Source organism: Mycobacterium sp. C31M, assembly GCF_053345865.1.
Map to the genome: position 1 here is coordinate 24,195 of NZ_JBKFAX010000007.1, position 15,699 is coordinate 39,893.

Genomic DNA, 15,699 nt, shown 5'->3' on the forward strand with positions numbered 1-15,699 from the left:
TTTTCGAAAAGCTGTGTCATAACCGGCCACTCGGCGTTTGTGCTTGCGGAATCGAGTCGACCAACGCGCGGGTGTATTCGTGCTGCGGGTTCGCGAAAACCTCGGCGGTGTCCCCGCTCTCGCGCACCTCACCGTGTTGCAGCACCGTCACGGTATCGGCGAACTGACGCACCACGCTGAGGTCATGGGAGATGAACAGGTAGCTCAGCCCGAACCGGACCTGCAGGTCGACGAGTACCTCCAGGATCTGCGACTGCACCGTCACATCCAATGCCGAAGTCGGTTCGTCGAGCACCAGGACCTTCGGGTTCAGACTCAGCGCTCTGGCTATCGCCACCCGCTGACGCTGACCGCCGGAGAGTTCCCGGATCCGTCGGCGCAGGAATGAATCATCCAGGCCGACAAGGGAAAGCACCTCCGCGGCGCGGTGGCGCCGGTCGGCCCGCGAGCCCTCCCGGTAGCGCAGCAGCGGCTCGGCAACCAACCGGCCCACCGGGAAGGTGGGATCCAGTGAGGTGAACGGGTTCTGGTAGACCAGCTGCAGATTCCGGTGCGCGGTACGCAACTGCGTCACGCTCAGGTGCGAGATGTCCTGTCCGGCCACCACCACCTGCCCCCGATCGGGTTCGACCAGACGCAACGCGATGCGCGCAAGGCTCGATTTGCCCGAGCCCGACTCCCCCACCAAAGCATGGGTGCGGCCCTCGCGGATATCGAAGGACACCCCCTTGAGCGCCTCGGTGCGGTGTGCACCATGCCCGAAGGTCTTGTGCACATCGGTGATTCGCAGGGCGAACTCATCCCGGGCCGGCGTGGGCCGACGGCGCACCGCGGCGGCGAACTTGTCCAGGTTCAGGCTCGGGACATCGCCGACGAGTTGCCGCGCGTAGGGCGACACCGGGTTGCGCAGCACGTCGACGGCCGCGCCGTACTCCTGCACGCGGCCGTCGTGCAGCACCACCACCTTGTCGGATCGCTGCGCGGCCAGCGACAGATCGTGGGTGATCAGCAACATCGAGAGACCCTGCTCGGCCTTCAACCGGTCGAGCAGGTCGAGGATGACCTTTTGAATGGTCACATCGAGTGCCGAGGTCGGCTCATCGGCAACGATCAGGCGGGGCCGCTGTGCGATGGCAATGGCGATCAGGACCCGCTGTAACTGCCCGCCGGACAGTTGATGCGGGTAGGACGCCAACGTCCGGGCGGGCCTGACGATGCCGACCGATTCCAGCAGATCGGCCGCCTGCCCCGGGTAGAGCCGCGGATCGGCGTACTCGGTGAGTCCGGATGCCCGGTAGGCCTCGAAGATCTGCTGGTCGATGCGGCGCACCGGATTCAGTGCCGAGGTGGGATCCTGCGGGATGTAACCGATGGCCCGGCCGCGGAGCTTGCGGAACTGGCGCTCGCGCAGCGGCCGGGTGTCGCGGCCGTGGAACTCGACCCGTCCGCCGATCGCCACCGACGGGTCGAGCAGTTTCAGGATGGCGTTGACCACGGTGGATTTACCGGACCCCGATTCGCCGACGATCGCGACGGTCGCCCCCGGTTCGACGGCGAAGGACACCCCGGCCACCGTCGGATCGGCGAGCCTGCCACCGTAGGCCACCGTGAGATCGTGCACGGCCAGCAGCGCATCGGCCGAAAGTTGGCTGCCGGTATGGACCTTCTCTGCGGCTACCGTCATGTCAGGTGCTCCTGCCGATCGACTTGCTGAGCTGGTTGAGGGACACCACCGACGCGACCATCACCAGCGCCGGGGTGTACACAAGCCATGGGTAGCGGTACAGGAAGTCCTTGCCGTCGGCGACCAGCAGACCCCAGTCCGGGCTCGGCGGCGGATTGCCGTAGCCGAGGAACGCCAGACCCGAGATGCTGATGATCGCCAGCCCGAACTGCAGCACCGCCAGCGCCAGCACCGAGCGGTACGCGTTGGGCAGCACATGGGCGAACAGGACCGAGAATCTGGTCCCGCCGATCAGATACGAGGATTCGACGAACGCCAGGTTCTTGACCCGCAACACCTCCGAGCGGATCAGTCTGCCGAACACGGCGATCGACGAAATACCCACGGCGATGGCCGCATTGACGGTCGCGAACCCCAGCGACACCACCACGATGACGGCCAGCAGAAATCCCGGGATGGCCAGCAGGATGTCGATGACACGTCCCAGCACGGCGTCGGTGCCGCGGCCCAGGAAACCCGCGGCCAATCCGACCAGCCCGCCGATCACCAACCCGATGGCCACCGCGAACACCGCGGTCAGCACAGCCGAGCGGGTCCCGAAGACCACCCGCGCGAAGATATCGCGGCCCAATTGGTCGGTGCCGAACAGATGCTCGGCCGACGGCGGTGCGAACTTGTCCGCGGGCACCCCGGCATACGGGTCGTGGCCGGTGAACAGGTCAGGCGCGATCGCCCAGGCCAGGATGGTGACCAGGAAGACAAGCGCGGCAACGGTATACACGTTGCGCAGCCGGACGAAGCCAGACAGGCGCAGTGCGGGACGGGGTAATGCCGCCAGCGCTACCATGCCGCCTTCTCTTTTCTGCGCACCGTGGCAGGCACCCGCAACCGCGGGTCGAGCACCGGGTACACCAGATCGACGATCAGGTTGATCACCAGGAACAGCACCGCGGCGAGCGTCACCGCGGCCTGCAGCACCGGCACATCCTGCTCGGTGGCGGCCACCTCGATGATGCTGCCGACGCCGTTGCGGCCGAAGATGGACTCGGTGATGATCGATCCGCCCAGCAGATCTCCGACGATGATCGCCGAGATGGTCAGTGTGGGCAGCGCGGCATTGGGCAGCAGGTGCCGGGAGAACAGCGTGAAACGACTGATCCCCTTTGAGATCGCCACCGTCGCATACTGCTGGGCCCGCGCGCCGTCCAGCGCGGTGATGAAGATCTGCGCGATCGGCGCCGATGCCGGGATCGCCAGTGTCACCGCGGGATAGATCAGCGCGTTCAGGCTCTGGTAATCGTTGATCAGGAACAGCCCGAGCTGGAACGAGAAGATGTCGATGACGATCAGCCCGATGAAGAAGTTCGGCATCGACAGGAACAACGACGGGAAGGCGCGGAACAGTCCGCCGCCCCATTGAGGGGGCAGATAGAACGCGGCGAGTGCGATGCCGAAGGCCAGCACCGTCGCGATCACGAAGGCGGTGCCGGCCAGTTGCAGTGTCGACGGGATACCGTCCCACAGCACCGCGGTGACCGGCCGGTTGGCACTCAGCGAGATCCCGAAGTCCCCCTGGGTCAACCGGCCCAAGGCGACACCGAGCTGTTCGAGCAGCGACCGGTCCAGCTTGTAATAGGCCAGCAGCTGCTGGATCTCGTCTTCGGAGTAGTTGTACTCCGGGTTGCGCAGGTGGCTGGACACCGGGTCACCCGGCAGCACCGTCACGATGACAAAAACGAGGATGTATACCCCGAGGATCGCAGCGACGGCCTGGGCGATCCGGGAGAGCACGTACGTGGTGCGTGGCGACACGATCAGGTGTCCAGCCAGGCGTCGTAGAAGCTGATCAGACCGAGCCCGTCGACATCGAGTCCCTGCACCGTCTGGTCCGCGCCCCAGGTCTGGCGGAACTCGTGGATCGGGATGTAGTAGGCGTTGTCGATGACATACTCCTGCACCCGCTCCGATGCCGCGATCCGTGCGTCCTCGGTCTTGGCCTGAGCCAGATCGGTTAGCAGGCCGTCGAGTTCGGCGCCGGGCTCCTTGAACTGATTACTCTGCGAGCTGTGCCACCACCGCCAGGCCTCACTCTGACTGCCTGCCAGCCAGTGGTTCTCGTAGAGCGGCACCTCGGGATCGGCGGTGATGGTGTTGTAGTTGGTGAAGTCGACACCCTTGATATCGAGCTTGACGCCGACCTGCTTCCACTGCTGCGCGACGAGTTGCAGATCGGCCTTGGACGTCGTGATGAACACCGACGGGTAGATGAACAGGTTCAGTTGTGCACCGTCGCGGGTCCGGTACCCGTCGGGATCGCGCCCGGTCCAGCCCGCCTCGTCCAGCAGTCGATTCGCCAGTTCCGGGTCGTAGCCGAACCGGTCACGCAGATCCAGTGTGCCCGGGACGATGTCGTTGAAGATCGATTTGGCCTCGGTCCACTGCCCGCCCGGGAAGTTGGTCTGCAGGATCTCCTGCCGGTTGATGGCGTGGGTCAACGCGCGACGGACCCGGATATCGTCGAGATACGGTGCGGTCAAGCGTAATTGCAGTCCCCAGACGCTACCGAAGAAACTCGGCGCGATCAGCTGGAAACCGTCCTGTTCGATCTGCGGTTCCTCGGTGGGTTGCACGTAGTGGATCACGTTGACCTGCCTGGATTGCAGCGCGCCGACCCGCAACGACGGTTCGATGACCTGCTGGACGGTGACCTTCTCCAGGTAGGCGCTGCCCTCGTGGCGGCGATCTGCCCGCGGCCAGGCATAGTCGTCGCGGCGGGCGAGCACGACTTCCTTGTTGGGGACCCAACTCTCGACGACAAACGGGCCGGTGCCATACACCTGGGACAGGTCGGATTGGGCCTCGATATCGGCGTTGATCGTTGCCGGCGCGAGGATGCCGACGGTGGTCCACGCGCCGAGTTTCTGGATGAAGTCTCCGAACGGCGCCGTCAACCGGATCTCCACCTGCTGGTCGGCGACCGGGACGGCCTCGTCGAACTCGTTGGGGAAGTAAGCGGATCGGACGATGCCGCGGGTGTCGTCACCCTTGCCGAGCAAGTTCAGGTTGGCCGCCACCGCGGCGGCGTCGAGTTTCTCGCCGTTGGAGAAGGTGACTCCGTCGCGGATCGTCAGAGTGAACCGGGTGCGTTCGTCGTTCTGGGTGAACCCGGTGGCCAGGTGTGGTGTGAAGGCGCCCTGGGCGTCGTAGTAGAACAGCCGCTCGACAACCTGGTTCCAGACCTGCGCGACATGCCAGGACCCGGTCTTCTGCTGCTGATAGCCGTCGATCAGCTTCTCGTTGAGATAGATGATCTGGCCACCGGCCTTGGGGGCACCGCCGGCGGCGGTTCCCCCGGCGGCGGCCCCGCCGGGGTTGCGGGGTGCGCAGGCGGCCAGGATGCCGCTGCCGGTGAGGACCGCACCGAGCGTCAGAAATGCGCGCCGGTCCAACGCGAATGCCATGAACTCCACAAGCCCTTCGGTGTAGGTGACTGGTCACGCGGCGTCGCGCGTCGACCGGTCACACTCATCACCGGTCGACGTGCGTCGCACACCGACATCGCGCCGGGCCGGGCGCAGGCAGGGCCGTCATGGCAGTTGAGTGTGGTACATCCGGGAGTGCCGACCAAGAGATGCTGGCTACGCGGATACCCACAGCTGTTCTTAACTGTGGTGTCAGCGGGTGGTATAGCCGCCGTTGGCGAAGATCGTCTGCCCGGTGATCCAATGCCCTTCGCCGGCCAGGAACACCACCAATGGGGCGATGTCCTCGATCAGGGTCAGTCGCTCCCCCATCCCCTGCGATTTGTGGAAGGCGACCCGCTCGGGCGTCTCCTGACCGTAGAAGAACGGGGTGTCCATCGGGCCGGGTCCGACATTGTTGACGCTGATACCGCGGGCGGAGAACTCCTTGGCGGCGGCGCGGGTGAAGTGTTCGACGGGGCTCTTGGCTCCGGCATAGGTGGAGTAGCCGTCGGTGAAGGCCGCCAGCAGCGAGGTGACGATGGTGACAACCGATCCCCCGTCGGCCAGCTGCCGTCCGGCCTGCTGCAGAAAGAAGTAGGCCGCCTTGGAGTTGATGTCGAACATCGAATCGTATTCGGCCTCGGTGGTTTCCACGATGGGCTTGCGCAGCACCTTGCCGACGGTGTTGACGGCGATATCGACGCTGCCGAAGGCATCGACGGCGGCGTCGAACAGTGCCGCCACGTTGGCGGGCACCGTCAGATCGCCCTGTACCTTGATGGCTCGGGCGCCGGCCTGCTCTACTTTCGCCACGGTGGCGTCGGCGTCGGCTTCGGTGGCCGGGCTGTTGTAGTGCACGGCGACGTTGACGCCGCGGGCGGCCAGGGTGGTGCTGATCAGGCCGCCGAGATTCTTGGCCCCGGCCGCGACGATGGCTGATTTTCCGGTGAGTGAGGTCATGCGCTCACGCTAACCAGCCATCTCACAATTGAAAAACAGTGAATTATGGCCTATTAACAAGCACTGATTGTAGATTGATGGGATGTTCACCGACCTGCGCCGGGTTGCCCACTTCATCGCCGTCGCCGAGGCCGGCAGTTTCACCGGCGCGGCGGCCACCTCGCATATCAGCCAACAGGCCCTGAGTCAGTCGGTGCAGCTGCTCGAAAAGGAGTTGTCGGCAACGCTTTTTGAGCGCTCCGGTCGCCGGATCACCCTGACCGCCGCGGGTGCCCAGCTGTTGATCGAGGGCCGCGTGCTGCTGGCCGCCGCGGATACCGTGGCCGATCGCGTGTTCCGGACCGCCGACGGGGCCGACGAACTCTTCGTCGTCGGCCATACCCCCGCGCTCAGCGGTGCCGAGGTCTACACACGGATCGAACCCGCGATCGACACCCGGCCGCAGCTGTCGGTCACCTTTCGGCAGCTGTACCCCGATGAGCTGGTGCGCGAGATCCTCAACGGCACGGTGCATCTCGGGCTGCGCCGTGGCGTGACCCCCACCAACGAGCTGTCCTCGGCGGTCATCGGATTCGACCGGGTGCGGCTTGCCGTACCCGCCGATCACCGATTGTCCGGTGCGACGGCGGTCGATATCCGCGAACTGGCCGGTGAACGGATCGCGCTGTGGTCACCGCCGGGGTCGTCGTACTACAGCGACTTCCTGATGGGCGCCTGTCGGCGGGCGGGTTACGAACCGGACTTCGTCGTCAGCCGGGTGCAGGGTTCGGCAACCGTGGCGGCACCGTTGACCACCGGCGCGGCGGCGTTCGTCACCACCCAGGCCGGGCCCGCGATGAACGGCCGGGTCAGCGTCATCGATGTGGAACCCGAACTGCTGGTCGGGGTGCAGGCCTTGTGGCAGCGCCACACCCACTCGGCTGTCCGCGACGCGATCCTCGCGTGATCCTCAGCCGGCGGTGAACTCCGCGGCCGCCTCCGCGACGCGGTCGCGGTCGGCGGCCACCAGCCCGATCCGGGTGCGACGGTCCAGGATGTCGGACGCGTCCAACGCTCCCTCATGGGTCACCGCGTATTCGAATTCGGCTCGGGTGACGTCGATCCCGTCGGCCAGCGGGTCGGTCGGGCGGTCGCAGGTCGCGCGGGCGATGACGTTGGGGGCCTCGGCGCCGTATCGGGCCACCAGCGCGGACGACAGGTCATGGGCGGTGCGCAGGGTGGACACCGGGTTGGCCGGTGCTCCGACCAACGGCAGGTTACGGGTGCGGCACGGCCCCGCGATCAGACCACGTTTCGCGATGGCCTGGTTCACCACATCCTCGGCCATGTACCGGTATTCGGTGAGCTTGCCACCGATGACGCTGATCAACCCGTCCGGCGATTCGGTGACCGCATGGTCGCGGGACAGGTCGGCGGTGTTGCCCTCGTTGTCGATCAACGGCCGCAACCCCGCGTAGGCGCCGCGGATGTCGGCCTGGGTCAAGGCGGTGTCCAGCGCGGTGTTGACGGTGTCGAGCAGGAACGTCACCTCCGACGGAGTTGGTTGCGGCACATCGGGTATCGGCCCGGGCGCATCTTCGTCGGTGAGCCCGAGATACACCCGGCCGAGCTGTTCGGGCATCGCGAACACAAATCGGTTCAGCTCGCCCGGGATCGGGATGGTCAGCGCGGCAGTGGGATTGCCGAAGGCCGCGGCGTCGAATACCAGGTGGGTGCCCCGGCTGGGCCGCAGCCGGATCGACGGGTCCACCTGACCCGCCCATACGCCGGTGGCGTTGACGACGGCCCGCGCCCGCACCTCGGTACGCCGGCCGGTCAATTCGTCGGTCAGTTGCACCGCATCCCCGCGGGCCACGCCGGCGGACACCCGGGTGAGGATGATCGCGCCGTGCTGCGCGGCGGTCCGGGCCACCGCGGTGACCAGGCGGGCATCGTCGATGAGTTGGCCATCGTAGGCCAGGAAGGCGCCGTCGAGTCCCGCCCGCCGAACCGTCGGGGCCAACCGGACCGCAGTGGCGGCGTCAACACGGCGCGACCGCGGCAGCACCGCGGCCGGTGTCCCGGCGAGCTTGCGCAGTCCGTCGCCGGCGAGAAAGCCGGTGCGCACCAAGGCCCGCGAGGCGCGGTTCATCGCCGGCAGCAACGGCACCAGCTGCGGCATGGCGCCGACCAGGTGGGGTGCGTTGCGGGTCATCAGGATTCCGCGTTCGACGGCGCTGCGCCGGGCGATCCCGATATTGCCCGACGCCAGGTACCGCAGACCGCCGTGCACCAGTTTGGAGCTCCAGCGACTGGTCCCGAACGCCAGGTCATGCTTCTCGACCAAGACCACCCGCAGACCACGGGTCGCCGCGTCCAGGGCGATCCCGGTGCCGGTGATACCGCCGCCGATCACCAGTAGGTCGACGGTGTCGTCCAATGCGTCGAGTTCGGTGGCGCGACGTGCCCGGTTGAGTGCGCTGTCCTTACCGGCTGCCGGGTTCATGGCTTCAGGTATCCGTTCAGGGCGTGGGCGAGCTCCTCGGCGAGTGCCTCGGCATCCAGGATTGGCTCCACCATCTGCGCCGACTGCACGGTGGACTGGGTGATGAGCAGACACATGGCGGCCAGCCGCCGCGGGTCGCCGGCCCGGACGCTGCCGTCCTCCTGGGCAAGTTTCAGTTGTCCGGCGACCGCGTCGATCAGGATCTGCTGGCTGGTGCCCAGCCGCTCGGCGATGTACACCATCGCCAGTTCGGGCGCGTTGTGCAGCACCGCCATCACGATGTCGTCGTGCTGCAGTCGGCCCGCGACGCCGACGATCCTGTCCACCAGGGCCTCCCGGTCGACCTCACCCGCGGCCGCGTCGTCATCGAGCACCCGCACCACCCGCGCGGTCAACAGCGCGGCCAGAATCGACTGGGTGTCGGGAAACCGCCGGTAAACGGTGGGGCGGCTGACACCAGCGCGGCGTGCGATCTCGGCGAGTGTCACCCGCTCGATGCCGAAGGCGAGAACGCAGTCGGCGGCCGCATCGAGGATGCGATCACCGAGCGATTCGGAGTTACGCATTGACATCATGTGTAAGACTGTAACTCATGACGCAAGCGAGTGCCGACCTGCAGCCCCCGATGAAGTGGAACGCCTGGGGCGACCCGGACGCCGCCAAACCGCTGTCCGAGGGCATCCGCAGCCTGCTCAAGGCGGCCCTCGGGATCGACGGTCCGGCCGCACCCGAGCTCGCGGCTGCCGAGGTGCGACTTCGCCCATCCGCACTGACCGACGCCGACCGCTCAGCGCTCGAAGCGGTGCTCAGCGCGCCGTACTGCCGCACCGATGATGCCAGCCGACTGCTCCGCGCGGGCGGCAAGTCGACACCGGATCTGCTGCGCCGCAGGGATACCGGGGTTCAGGATGCTCCCGACGCGGTGCTGCTGCCCGCCGATCATGACCAGGTAGTCGGGGTGCTCAAGGTCTGCGCCGAGCGTCGCATCGCGGTCGTCCCGTTCGGCGGCGGTACCAGCGTGGTCGGCGGTCTGGACCCGCTGCGAGGTGGTTTCGGTGCGGTGGTGTCGGTGGACCTGCGCCGCCTGGACACACTGCACGGCCTGGACCCGGTGTCCGGCGAGGCCGAACTGGGCGCCGGTGTCACGGGTCCGCGCGCCGAGGAACTGCTCGGCGCACACGGATTCTCGCTCGGCCACTTCCCGCAGAGCTTCCAGTTCGCCACCATCGGCGGATTCGCGGCCACCCGCTCCTCCGGCCAGGATTCCGCGGGCTACGGGCGATTCGACGACATGGTCCGCGGACTCACCGTCGCCACCCCCGCCGGTGTGCTGGACCTGGGCCGCGCTCCGGCGTCGGCGGCCGGTCCCGATCTGCGCCAGCTCATCGTCGGCTCCGAGGGCGTGTTCGGCATCATCACCAAGGTCCGGGTTCGGGTGCATCCGGTGCCGGCGACCACCCGGTACGAGGCCTGGTCCTTCCCCGATTTCGGTACCGGCGCCGCCGCTCTGCGCGCGGTGATACAGACCGGCACCGGACCGACCGTCATCCGGCTCTCCGATGAGGCAGAGACCGGGGTCAACCTGGCGACCACCGAGAGCATCGGCGAAAAGACCATCACCGGAGGGTGTTTGGCCATCACCGCCTTCGAGGGTACCGACGCGCACACAATGAGTCGGCACGAGGAGACCGCGGCCGTGCTGCGCGCACACGGCGGCACATCACTGGGCGAAGGCCCGGCCAAGGCCTGGGAGCACGGCCGGTTCAATGCGCCGTACCTGCGCGACTCGCTGCTGTCGGCGGGCGCGTTGTGCGAGACGCTGGAGACCGCCACCAACTGGTCCAATATCGACGCCCTCAAGGTGGCCGTCACCACCGCGTTGACCGAATCGCTGGGGCAGGCGCTGGTGATGTGCCATATTTCGCACGTGTACCCCACCGGCGCATCGCTGTACTTCACCGTCGTCGCCGCCCAGCAGGGCGATCCACTCGCCCAGTGGCAGCAGGCCAAGATCGCGGCATCGGATGCCATGGTGCGCACCGGGGCCACCATCACCCACCACCACGCGGTCGGCGCGGATCACCGACCGTGGATGCAGGCCGAGATCGGCGACCTCGGCGTCGAGGTGCTCCGCTCGGTGAAGGCGGCGCTGGATCCGACCGGAATCATGAACCCGGGCAAGCTGATCCCGTGATGCATACCTCATGACACCGCAGCGGGTCACCGTCCTGACCAACCCGGCGTCGGGGCACGGCAGCGCACCGCACGCCGCAGAACGGGCCATCACGCAGTTGCACCGTCGCGGTGTCGACGTGGTCGCGATCGCGGGCACCGATGCCGCCCATGCCCGCCGACTGGTGGAGGGCGCCCTGGAGCGCGGGATGGATGCGCTGGTGGTGGTCGGCGGTGACGGCATCATCTCACTGGCCCTGCAGGTGCTCGCGCAGACCGACATCCCGCTCGGCATCATCCCGGCCGGCACCGGCAATGACCACGCCCGAGAATTCGGCATTCCGACAAAGGATCCCGAGGCCGCGGCCGATGCCATCGTCGACGGCGGAGTCGCGACATACGACCTGGGCCGCATCCGTGGCGACGACGGCACCGACCGCTGGTTCGGCACCGTGATGGCCGCCGGATTCGATTCCCTGGTGACCGACCGGACCAATCGGATGACCTGGCCGCACGGCCGGATGCGTTACAACCTCGCGATGATCGCCGAGATCTCCAAGCTGCGTCTGCTGCCGTTCCGGTTCGTCTTCGACGGCGAGGAGGTGACCTCCGACCTGACGCTGGCCGCCTTCGGCAACACCCGTAGTTACGGCGGTGGCATGCTGATCACGCCGGGTGCCGACGCCTCCGACGGCCTGCTGGACGTGACGATGGTCGCCTCGGCATCCCGGGCCAAGCTGATCCGGTTGTTCCCCACCGTCTTCAAGGGCACACATGTGCATCTTGACGAGGTGACGACCCGGCGGGCCCGCACCATCCGGGTCGAGTGCCCGGGGATCAATGCCTATGCCGACGGTGAGTACGTCTGCCCGCTGCCGGTGGAGGTGTCCGCGGTGCCGGGCGCGCTGAAGGTGCTGCGGCCGTAACGCATCGGCGAGCAACCGTGTCCGTACAAGACACACCGCGCATCAGGTACAGTTCGCGGTCGCTCGCGGCCTAACTGAGAGCCGCAAGCAGATTCATCAGGTGCGTGATGGCATCGGTGACCGGGCGGGCCGGTAGCGCCGGGTCGATGGCACGCTGGATGCCCAGCCCGATCCCCGCACTCAGCAGCAGATTGCCCAGATCGTCGAAACTGCCTGTCACATTGTCGATCTCGGACTCGGTGATACCGAGGTCGGCCGACATCGAACGCAGCACACCGACCACCATGTCAGCGGCGTCGCGGCGCAGCGTGGTGATCATCGCTCCCAGTTCGGGGTTATTGCGGGACAGCACCACGAATTCCAACTCCAACATGGTCCAGCCGACATCGCCCGCGGTGCGTTCCAGCCAGCCGTTGATGGCTCCGATGCGGGTGTCCAGATCGGCCACGGCGAACGCCACGTGAGCCATTTCCCCGAGTTTCTCGCGGTGGATCAGCCCGAGCACCTCGCTGCACAATTTGGGCTTACTGCCGAAGTTCGAGTAGACCGCCCCCTTGGAGAAGCCGGCATCCTCGGCGATGTCCTCCAGGCTGGTCGCCGCGTACCCGTGCTCCAGGAAGCGGCGTTTGGCGACCTGAAGGAGGTCGGCACGGGTCTGCTCCTGGCGTTCGGCCCTGGTCAGACGCGGCATGAGCAGATCATATACCCGGGGTATTGATTGAACTGGAAGTATTCAGATACCGTCGGTATCCGATAACGGAGGTTCTGACATGAAGCGATCTCTTGATGGTGCGGTCGTCATCGTCACCGGCGGAGCACGCGGTATCGGCGCCGCGACCGCCGAGATGTTCCGCGCCCGGGGCGCCACGGTATGGGTCGGGGACATCGATACCCCGGACAGCCACCTCGACGTGACCGACAGCGCCTCCTGGCAGCGGTTCGTCACCGCGGTGCTCGATACACACGGCCGCATCGACGTCGTGGTCAACAATGCGGGCGTGATGCCACTGGGCGCCTTCGACACCGAGAGCGAGGGCACCACCGATCTGGTGCTCGACGTCAACGTGCGTGGTGTCCTCAACGGGATGCGCGCCGTGCTACCGATCATGCTCGCCCAGGGGTCCGGGCACATCGTCAACGTCGCCTCGATGGCCGGCATGATCCCGATCCCTGGCATGGTCAGTTACAACGCCAGCAAGTTCGCGACGCTGGGCGCCTCGCTGGCCGCGCGGCGTGAGTACGCGGACAGCGGCATCACCGTGTCGGCCGTGCTGCCGTCGGCGGTACGCACCGAGTTGGCATCCGGGGTGCGACTGGGTGCCGGACTACCGACGGTCGACGCCGAGGATGTCGCGAAGGCCATCCTCGGCACGGTGCGGACCCGCGCGGCGCGCACCTCGGTCCCCCGCTGGGTGGCGCCGATGTGGGCACTCACCGACGCACTGGTCCCCGAACCGGTGCAGCGCTTCGTGCGCGATCGCATCGACGACCACCGCGCGCTGACCTCGATCGACACCACCGGTCGCGCGGCGTACACCCAACGCCTGCAACGACAGTCGAGCGATCACGCGGCGGTCCGGTCATGACCCGGGCTCTGGTCATCGGGTGCGGCGGCACCATCGGCGGGGCATGGATCGTGGCCGCGTTGCACGCCCTGGCCGAGCAGACCGGCCGGCAACCCGGTGATGCGGACATCCTGCAAGGCACATCGGCCGGTGCCGAACTGGTGACCATGCTCGGCGGTGGTGTGTCGGTAGCGGATCTGGTCGCCATGCACCGCGGTACCTCGACCGATGAACGGCTGTGCCGGCACGTCGCCGACACCCCGCCGAGCCTGCCGCCGATTCCGTTGCCGCGGTTGCTCAATCCGGCCCTGTTGCGCACCCAGCGCGGCCTGGCGGCGATGACCGGTATCGCCCCCACCGGCCGTGGTGATGCGGGCTGGTTGCAGCGCCTCGCCGACGGGTTCGCCGGTCCATCGGGCTGGGTGGACCACCCGGACACCCGGATGGTGGCCTTCGATTACCGGCGCGGCGAACGGGTGAAGCTCGGAGCGGGTGACGCCACCCTGGGTGCGGCACTTCGCGCCTCGTGGGCGATCCCGGGTTGGACGCCGCCGGTGGACATCGCCGGCCGTCGCTTCGTCGACGGCGGCGCGGCGTCCACGGCATCGGTGGACCTGGTGGCGGCCGACACCATCTACGTGATCACACCGATGGCCTCCGAATCGGGCACGCGTGCACCGGGTCCCGGCGGATGGCTGGAACACACGCTGCTGCGCCGGCCGATGTCGGCCGGGCTGGACCGTGAGGTGGCAGCGGTGCGGGGTCGCGGCACGCAGGTGGTGCTGATCCGGCCCGACGAGAACGATCTGGCCGGACTCGGTGCGCATTTCATGCGGGCCGACCGGCGACTAGACGCCTTCGAATCCGCCATGCGCACCGCACCCGCGACGGTGCGCCGGGCGCTCGCGGTCAGCGAGGACGCCCGGTGAACCGACAGCCACGCGTCATCGTGATCGGTGCCGGGATGGCCGGTATAGCCACCGCATATACCCTGCAGCGCAACGGTTTCGACGATTTCATAGTCCTGGAGAAGGGCGCCGACGTCGGCGGGGTCTGGCATTGGAACCGCTATCCCGGATTGACCTGTGATGTGCCGTCGCAGATCTACCAGTACGGGTTCGCCCCCATGCCCGACTGGAGCCGACTGTGGGCCACCGGCGACGAGATCCGGGACTATCACCGCGATATCGTCGAGCGCTTCGGTCTCGGCGCGCACCTTCGACTGAACACCGAGGTGACCGAAGCCCGCTATGACGCCGGGACGTGGACCGTGACCACCGCCGAGGGCGAGGTCCTGACAGCCGATTTCGTCATCTGCGCCACCGGGGTACTGCACCACCCGTTCACACCCGACATCCCCGGGCTCGACAGCTTCGCCGGGCCCGTGGTGCACACCGCACGCTGGGACCCGGCGTTGCAGACCGCCGGTCGACGGATCGCGGTCATCGGCACCGGGTCCACCGGCGTGCAGGTGGTGTCCGCGCTGCAACCCGACGCCGCCACGGTGACCCATTTCGCGCGATCAGCGCAGTGGATTCTGTGGGCGCCGATGGGCCTGCGGCAGCCGCGTGTGCTCGCCGAGGCGTGGCGGCGGTGGCCGGTACTGCTGGACGTCACCTTCGACCGCCTGCAGTGGATGTCGAACATCCTGGCCGATGTCGTCACCACCCCGTCCTGGCGGCGGCGACTGGTGCAGGCCTACGCCCGCGCGAGTCTGCGAACCCAGATCCGGGATCCGGAGCTGCGTGCGCAACTCACCCCGGACTATCAGCCGCTGTGCAAGCGACAGGTGGTCTCGGGCAGCTACTACCGGGCGATCACCGCGCCGAACACCAGCCTGGTCACGGACCCGATCACCGAGGTGACCCCGACCGGGATCCGCACCGCCGACGGCGAGCACCACGACGTCGACGTGATCGTGCTGGCGACCGGCTTCCACGCGCACAACTACATGCGGCCGATGACGGTGACCGGTCGAGACGGCACCACCCTCGATGACGCCTGGGTGAAGGGTCCACGCGCCTACCGGATGACGGCGATCCCGGGATTTCCGAACCTGTTCACCGTGCTGGGTCCGAACTCCCCTACCGGGTCGATCCCGTTGCAGTACTCCGCGGAGCTGTCCGCCCGCTATATCGTGGCGTGGCTCAACCGGTTCCGCGTCGGCGACCTCGACGAGGTGGAGGTCACCGAGGAAGCCACCGAGGAATTCAACGTCGCCGTCGCCGAAGCGCTGGGGCCCACTGTGTGGAACACCGGCTGCAACTCCTGGTACTTCACCGAGGACGGCACCATCGACCTGTGGCCGTGGGACCGCAAGACCCTCACGGCCATGCTGAGCGAGCCGGACCCGGAGCACTTCGTAACGCGGTGAGCGACCGCAAAACGCTCACCGAACGCGGCGTGTTGTGTACCGACGCGGTCGCTCGCGCGAAAGAGAAGA

General features: G+C 67.3%; 14 protein-coding genes. 6 read left to right on the plus strand and 8 right to left on the minus strand.

From position 1 onward, the window contains the following. Positions 1 to 16 precede the first annotated feature (16 nt). From ACLBYA_RS12295 to ACLBYA_RS12315, 5 genes are all read right to left on the minus strand, one after another. Entirely contained in the window at positions 17 to 1,684 is a 1,668-nt protein-coding gene (locus tag ACLBYA_RS12295) for a dipeptide ABC transporter ATP-binding protein (RefSeq protein WP_447709690.1), read from the minus strand. A gap of 1 nt (position 1,685) precedes the next feature. After that, positions 1,686 to 2,531, minus strand: coding sequence for an ABC transporter permease (locus tag ACLBYA_RS12300; protein WP_447709691.1), 846 nt, complete (start codon positions 2,529 to 2,531; stop codon positions 1,686 to 1,688). Further along, positions 2,525 to 3,496 carry an ABC transporter permease gene (locus tag ACLBYA_RS12305; protein ID WP_447709692.1) on the minus strand — a complete coding sequence of 324 codons (972 nt, stop codon included), beginning with the start codon at positions 3,494 to 3,496 and terminating at the stop codon, positions 2,525 to 2,527. The genes ACLBYA_RS12300 and ACLBYA_RS12305 overlap by 7 nt, the downstream gene beginning before the upstream one ends. Before the next feature lie 2 nt (positions 3,497 to 3,498). Beyond that, on the minus strand, positions 3,499 to 5,145 hold the full coding sequence (locus tag ACLBYA_RS12310; protein ID WP_447709693.1) for an ABC transporter substrate-binding protein: 1,647 nt from the start codon (positions 5,143 to 5,145) through the stop codon (positions 3,499 to 3,501). 213 nt (positions 5,146 to 5,358) lie between these two features. Further along, the gene (locus tag ACLBYA_RS12315; RefSeq protein WP_447709694.1) at positions 5,359 to 6,108 is read right to left on the minus strand and encodes an SDR family oxidoreductase; all 750 of its coding nucleotides are present in this window, start codon (positions 6,106 to 6,108) and stop codon (positions 5,359 to 5,361) included. Positions 6,109 to 6,190: 82 nt separating this feature from the next. Here ACLBYA_RS12315 and ACLBYA_RS12320 point away from each other — a divergent pair, with 82 nt between their 5' ends. After that, the gene (locus ACLBYA_RS12320; protein ID WP_447709695.1) at positions 6,191 to 7,054 is read left to right on the plus strand and encodes a LysR family transcriptional regulator; all 864 of its coding nucleotides are present in this window, start codon (positions 6,191 to 6,193) and stop codon (positions 7,052 to 7,054) included. Positions 7,055 to 7,057: 3 nt separating this feature from the next. On the opposite strand, the gene ACLBYA_RS12325 is transcribed toward ACLBYA_RS12320, so the two are convergent. Together ACLBYA_RS12325 and ACLBYA_RS12330 are read right to left on the minus strand one after the other, a co-directional pair. After that, positions 7,058 to 8,593: a glycerol-3-phosphate dehydrogenase/oxidase gene (locus tag ACLBYA_RS12325; RefSeq protein ID WP_447709696.1), complete on the minus strand. Its 1,536-nt coding sequence runs from the start codon at positions 8,591 to 8,593 to the stop codon at positions 7,058 to 7,060. Further along, entirely contained in the window at positions 8,590 to 9,168 is a 579-nt protein-coding gene (locus ACLBYA_RS12330) for a TetR/AcrR family transcriptional regulator (protein ID WP_447709697.1), read from the minus strand. The genes ACLBYA_RS12325 and ACLBYA_RS12330 overlap by 4 nt, the downstream gene beginning before the upstream one ends. Positions 9,169 to 9,218: 50 nt before the next feature. On the opposite strand from ACLBYA_RS12330, the gene ACLBYA_RS12335 reads away from it, so the two are divergent. Both ACLBYA_RS12335 and ACLBYA_RS12340 read left to right on the plus strand, forming a co-directional pair. Then, on the plus strand, positions 9,219 to 10,787 hold the full coding sequence (locus ACLBYA_RS12335) for an FAD-binding oxidoreductase (protein ID WP_447709897.1): 1,569 nt from the start codon (positions 9,219 to 9,221) through the stop codon (positions 10,785 to 10,787). Positions 10,788 to 10,797: 10 nt separating this feature from the next. Continuing rightward, a complete protein-coding gene (locus ACLBYA_RS12340; protein WP_447709698.1) occupies positions 10,798 to 11,691 on the plus strand; it encodes a diacylglycerol kinase in 894 nt (297 codons plus the stop codon). A gap of 70 nt (positions 11,692 to 11,761) precedes the next feature. Here ACLBYA_RS12340 and ACLBYA_RS12345 read toward each other — a convergent pair whose 3' ends face one another. Then, positions 11,762 to 12,382 (minus strand): TetR/AcrR family transcriptional regulator, encoded by a 621-nt coding sequence (locus tag ACLBYA_RS12345; RefSeq protein ID WP_447709699.1) that lies wholly within the window; start codon positions 12,380 to 12,382, stop codon positions 11,762 to 11,764. Between the two features lie 79 nt (positions 12,383 to 12,461). Between ACLBYA_RS12345 and ACLBYA_RS12350 the strand changes: the two genes are divergently transcribed. From ACLBYA_RS12350 to ACLBYA_RS12360, 3 genes are read left to right on the plus strand one after another with little or no spacing between them, the layout of a single operon-like run. Next, positions 12,462 to 13,277, plus strand: a complete 816-nt coding sequence (locus tag ACLBYA_RS12350) for an SDR family oxidoreductase (RefSeq protein ID WP_447709700.1) — start codon at positions 12,462 to 12,464, stop codon at positions 13,275 to 13,277. Further along, positions 13,274 to 14,185 carry a patatin-like phospholipase family protein gene (locus ACLBYA_RS12355; protein ID WP_447709701.1) on the plus strand — a complete coding sequence of 304 codons (912 nt, stop codon included), beginning with the start codon at positions 13,274 to 13,276 and terminating at the stop codon, positions 14,183 to 14,185. Before ACLBYA_RS12350 ends, ACLBYA_RS12355 begins: the two co-directional genes overlap by 4 nt. Before the next feature lie 35 nt (positions 14,186 to 14,220). Then, a complete protein-coding gene (locus tag ACLBYA_RS12360) occupies positions 14,221 to 15,630 on the plus strand; it encodes a flavin-containing monooxygenase (RefSeq protein WP_447709898.1) in 1,410 nt (469 codons plus the stop codon). Positions 15,631 to 15,699 lie beyond the last annotated feature (69 nt).

Coding starts and splice junctions, on each gene's coding strand:
- ACLBYA_RS12310 (WP_447709693.1), bottom strand. CDS start 5,145: ATGGCATTCGCGTTGGACCGGCGCGCATTTCTGACGCTCGGTGCGGTC.
- ACLBYA_RS12350 (WP_447709700.1), top strand. CDS start 12,462: ATGAAGCGATCTCTTGATGGTGCGGTCGTCATCGTCACCGGCGGAGCA.
- ACLBYA_RS12355 (WP_447709701.1), top strand. CDS start 13,274: ATGACCCGGGCTCTGGTCATCGGGTGCGGCGGCACCATCGGCGGGGCA.
- ACLBYA_RS12360 (WP_447709898.1), top strand. CDS start 14,221: ATGGCCGGTATAGCCACCGCATATACCCTGCAGCGCAACGGTTTCGAC.
- ACLBYA_RS12335 (WP_447709897.1), top strand. CDS start 9,219: ATGAAGTGGAACGCCTGGGGCGACCCGGACGCCGCCAAACCGCTGTCC.
- ACLBYA_RS12300 (WP_447709691.1), bottom strand. CDS start 2,531: ATGGTAGCGCTGGCGGCATTACCCCGTCCCGCACTGCGCCTGTCTGGC.
- ACLBYA_RS12325 (WP_447709696.1), bottom strand. CDS start 8,593: ATGAACCCGGCAGCCGGTAAGGACAGCGCACTCAACCGGGCACGTCGC.
- ACLBYA_RS12330 (WP_447709697.1), bottom strand. CDS start 9,168: ATGATGTCAATGCGTAACTCCGAATCGCTCGGTGATCGCATCCTCGAT.
- ACLBYA_RS12345 (WP_447709699.1), bottom strand. CDS start 12,382: ATGCCGCGTCTGACCAGGGCCGAACGCCAGGAGCAGACCCGTGCCGAC.
- ACLBYA_RS12320 (WP_447709695.1), top strand. CDS start 6,191: ATGTTCACCGACCTGCGCCGGGTTGCCCACTTCATCGCCGTCGCCGAG.
- ACLBYA_RS12315 (WP_447709694.1), bottom strand. CDS start 6,108: ATGACCTCACTCACCGGAAAATCAGCCATCGTCGCGGCCGGGGCCAAG.
- ACLBYA_RS12340 (WP_447709698.1), top strand. CDS start 10,798: ATGACACCGCAGCGGGTCACCGTCCTGACCAACCCGGCGTCGGGGCAC.
- ACLBYA_RS12295 (WP_447709690.1), bottom strand. CDS start 1,684: ATGACGGTAGCCGCAGAGAAGGTCCATACCGGCAGCCAACTTTCGGCC.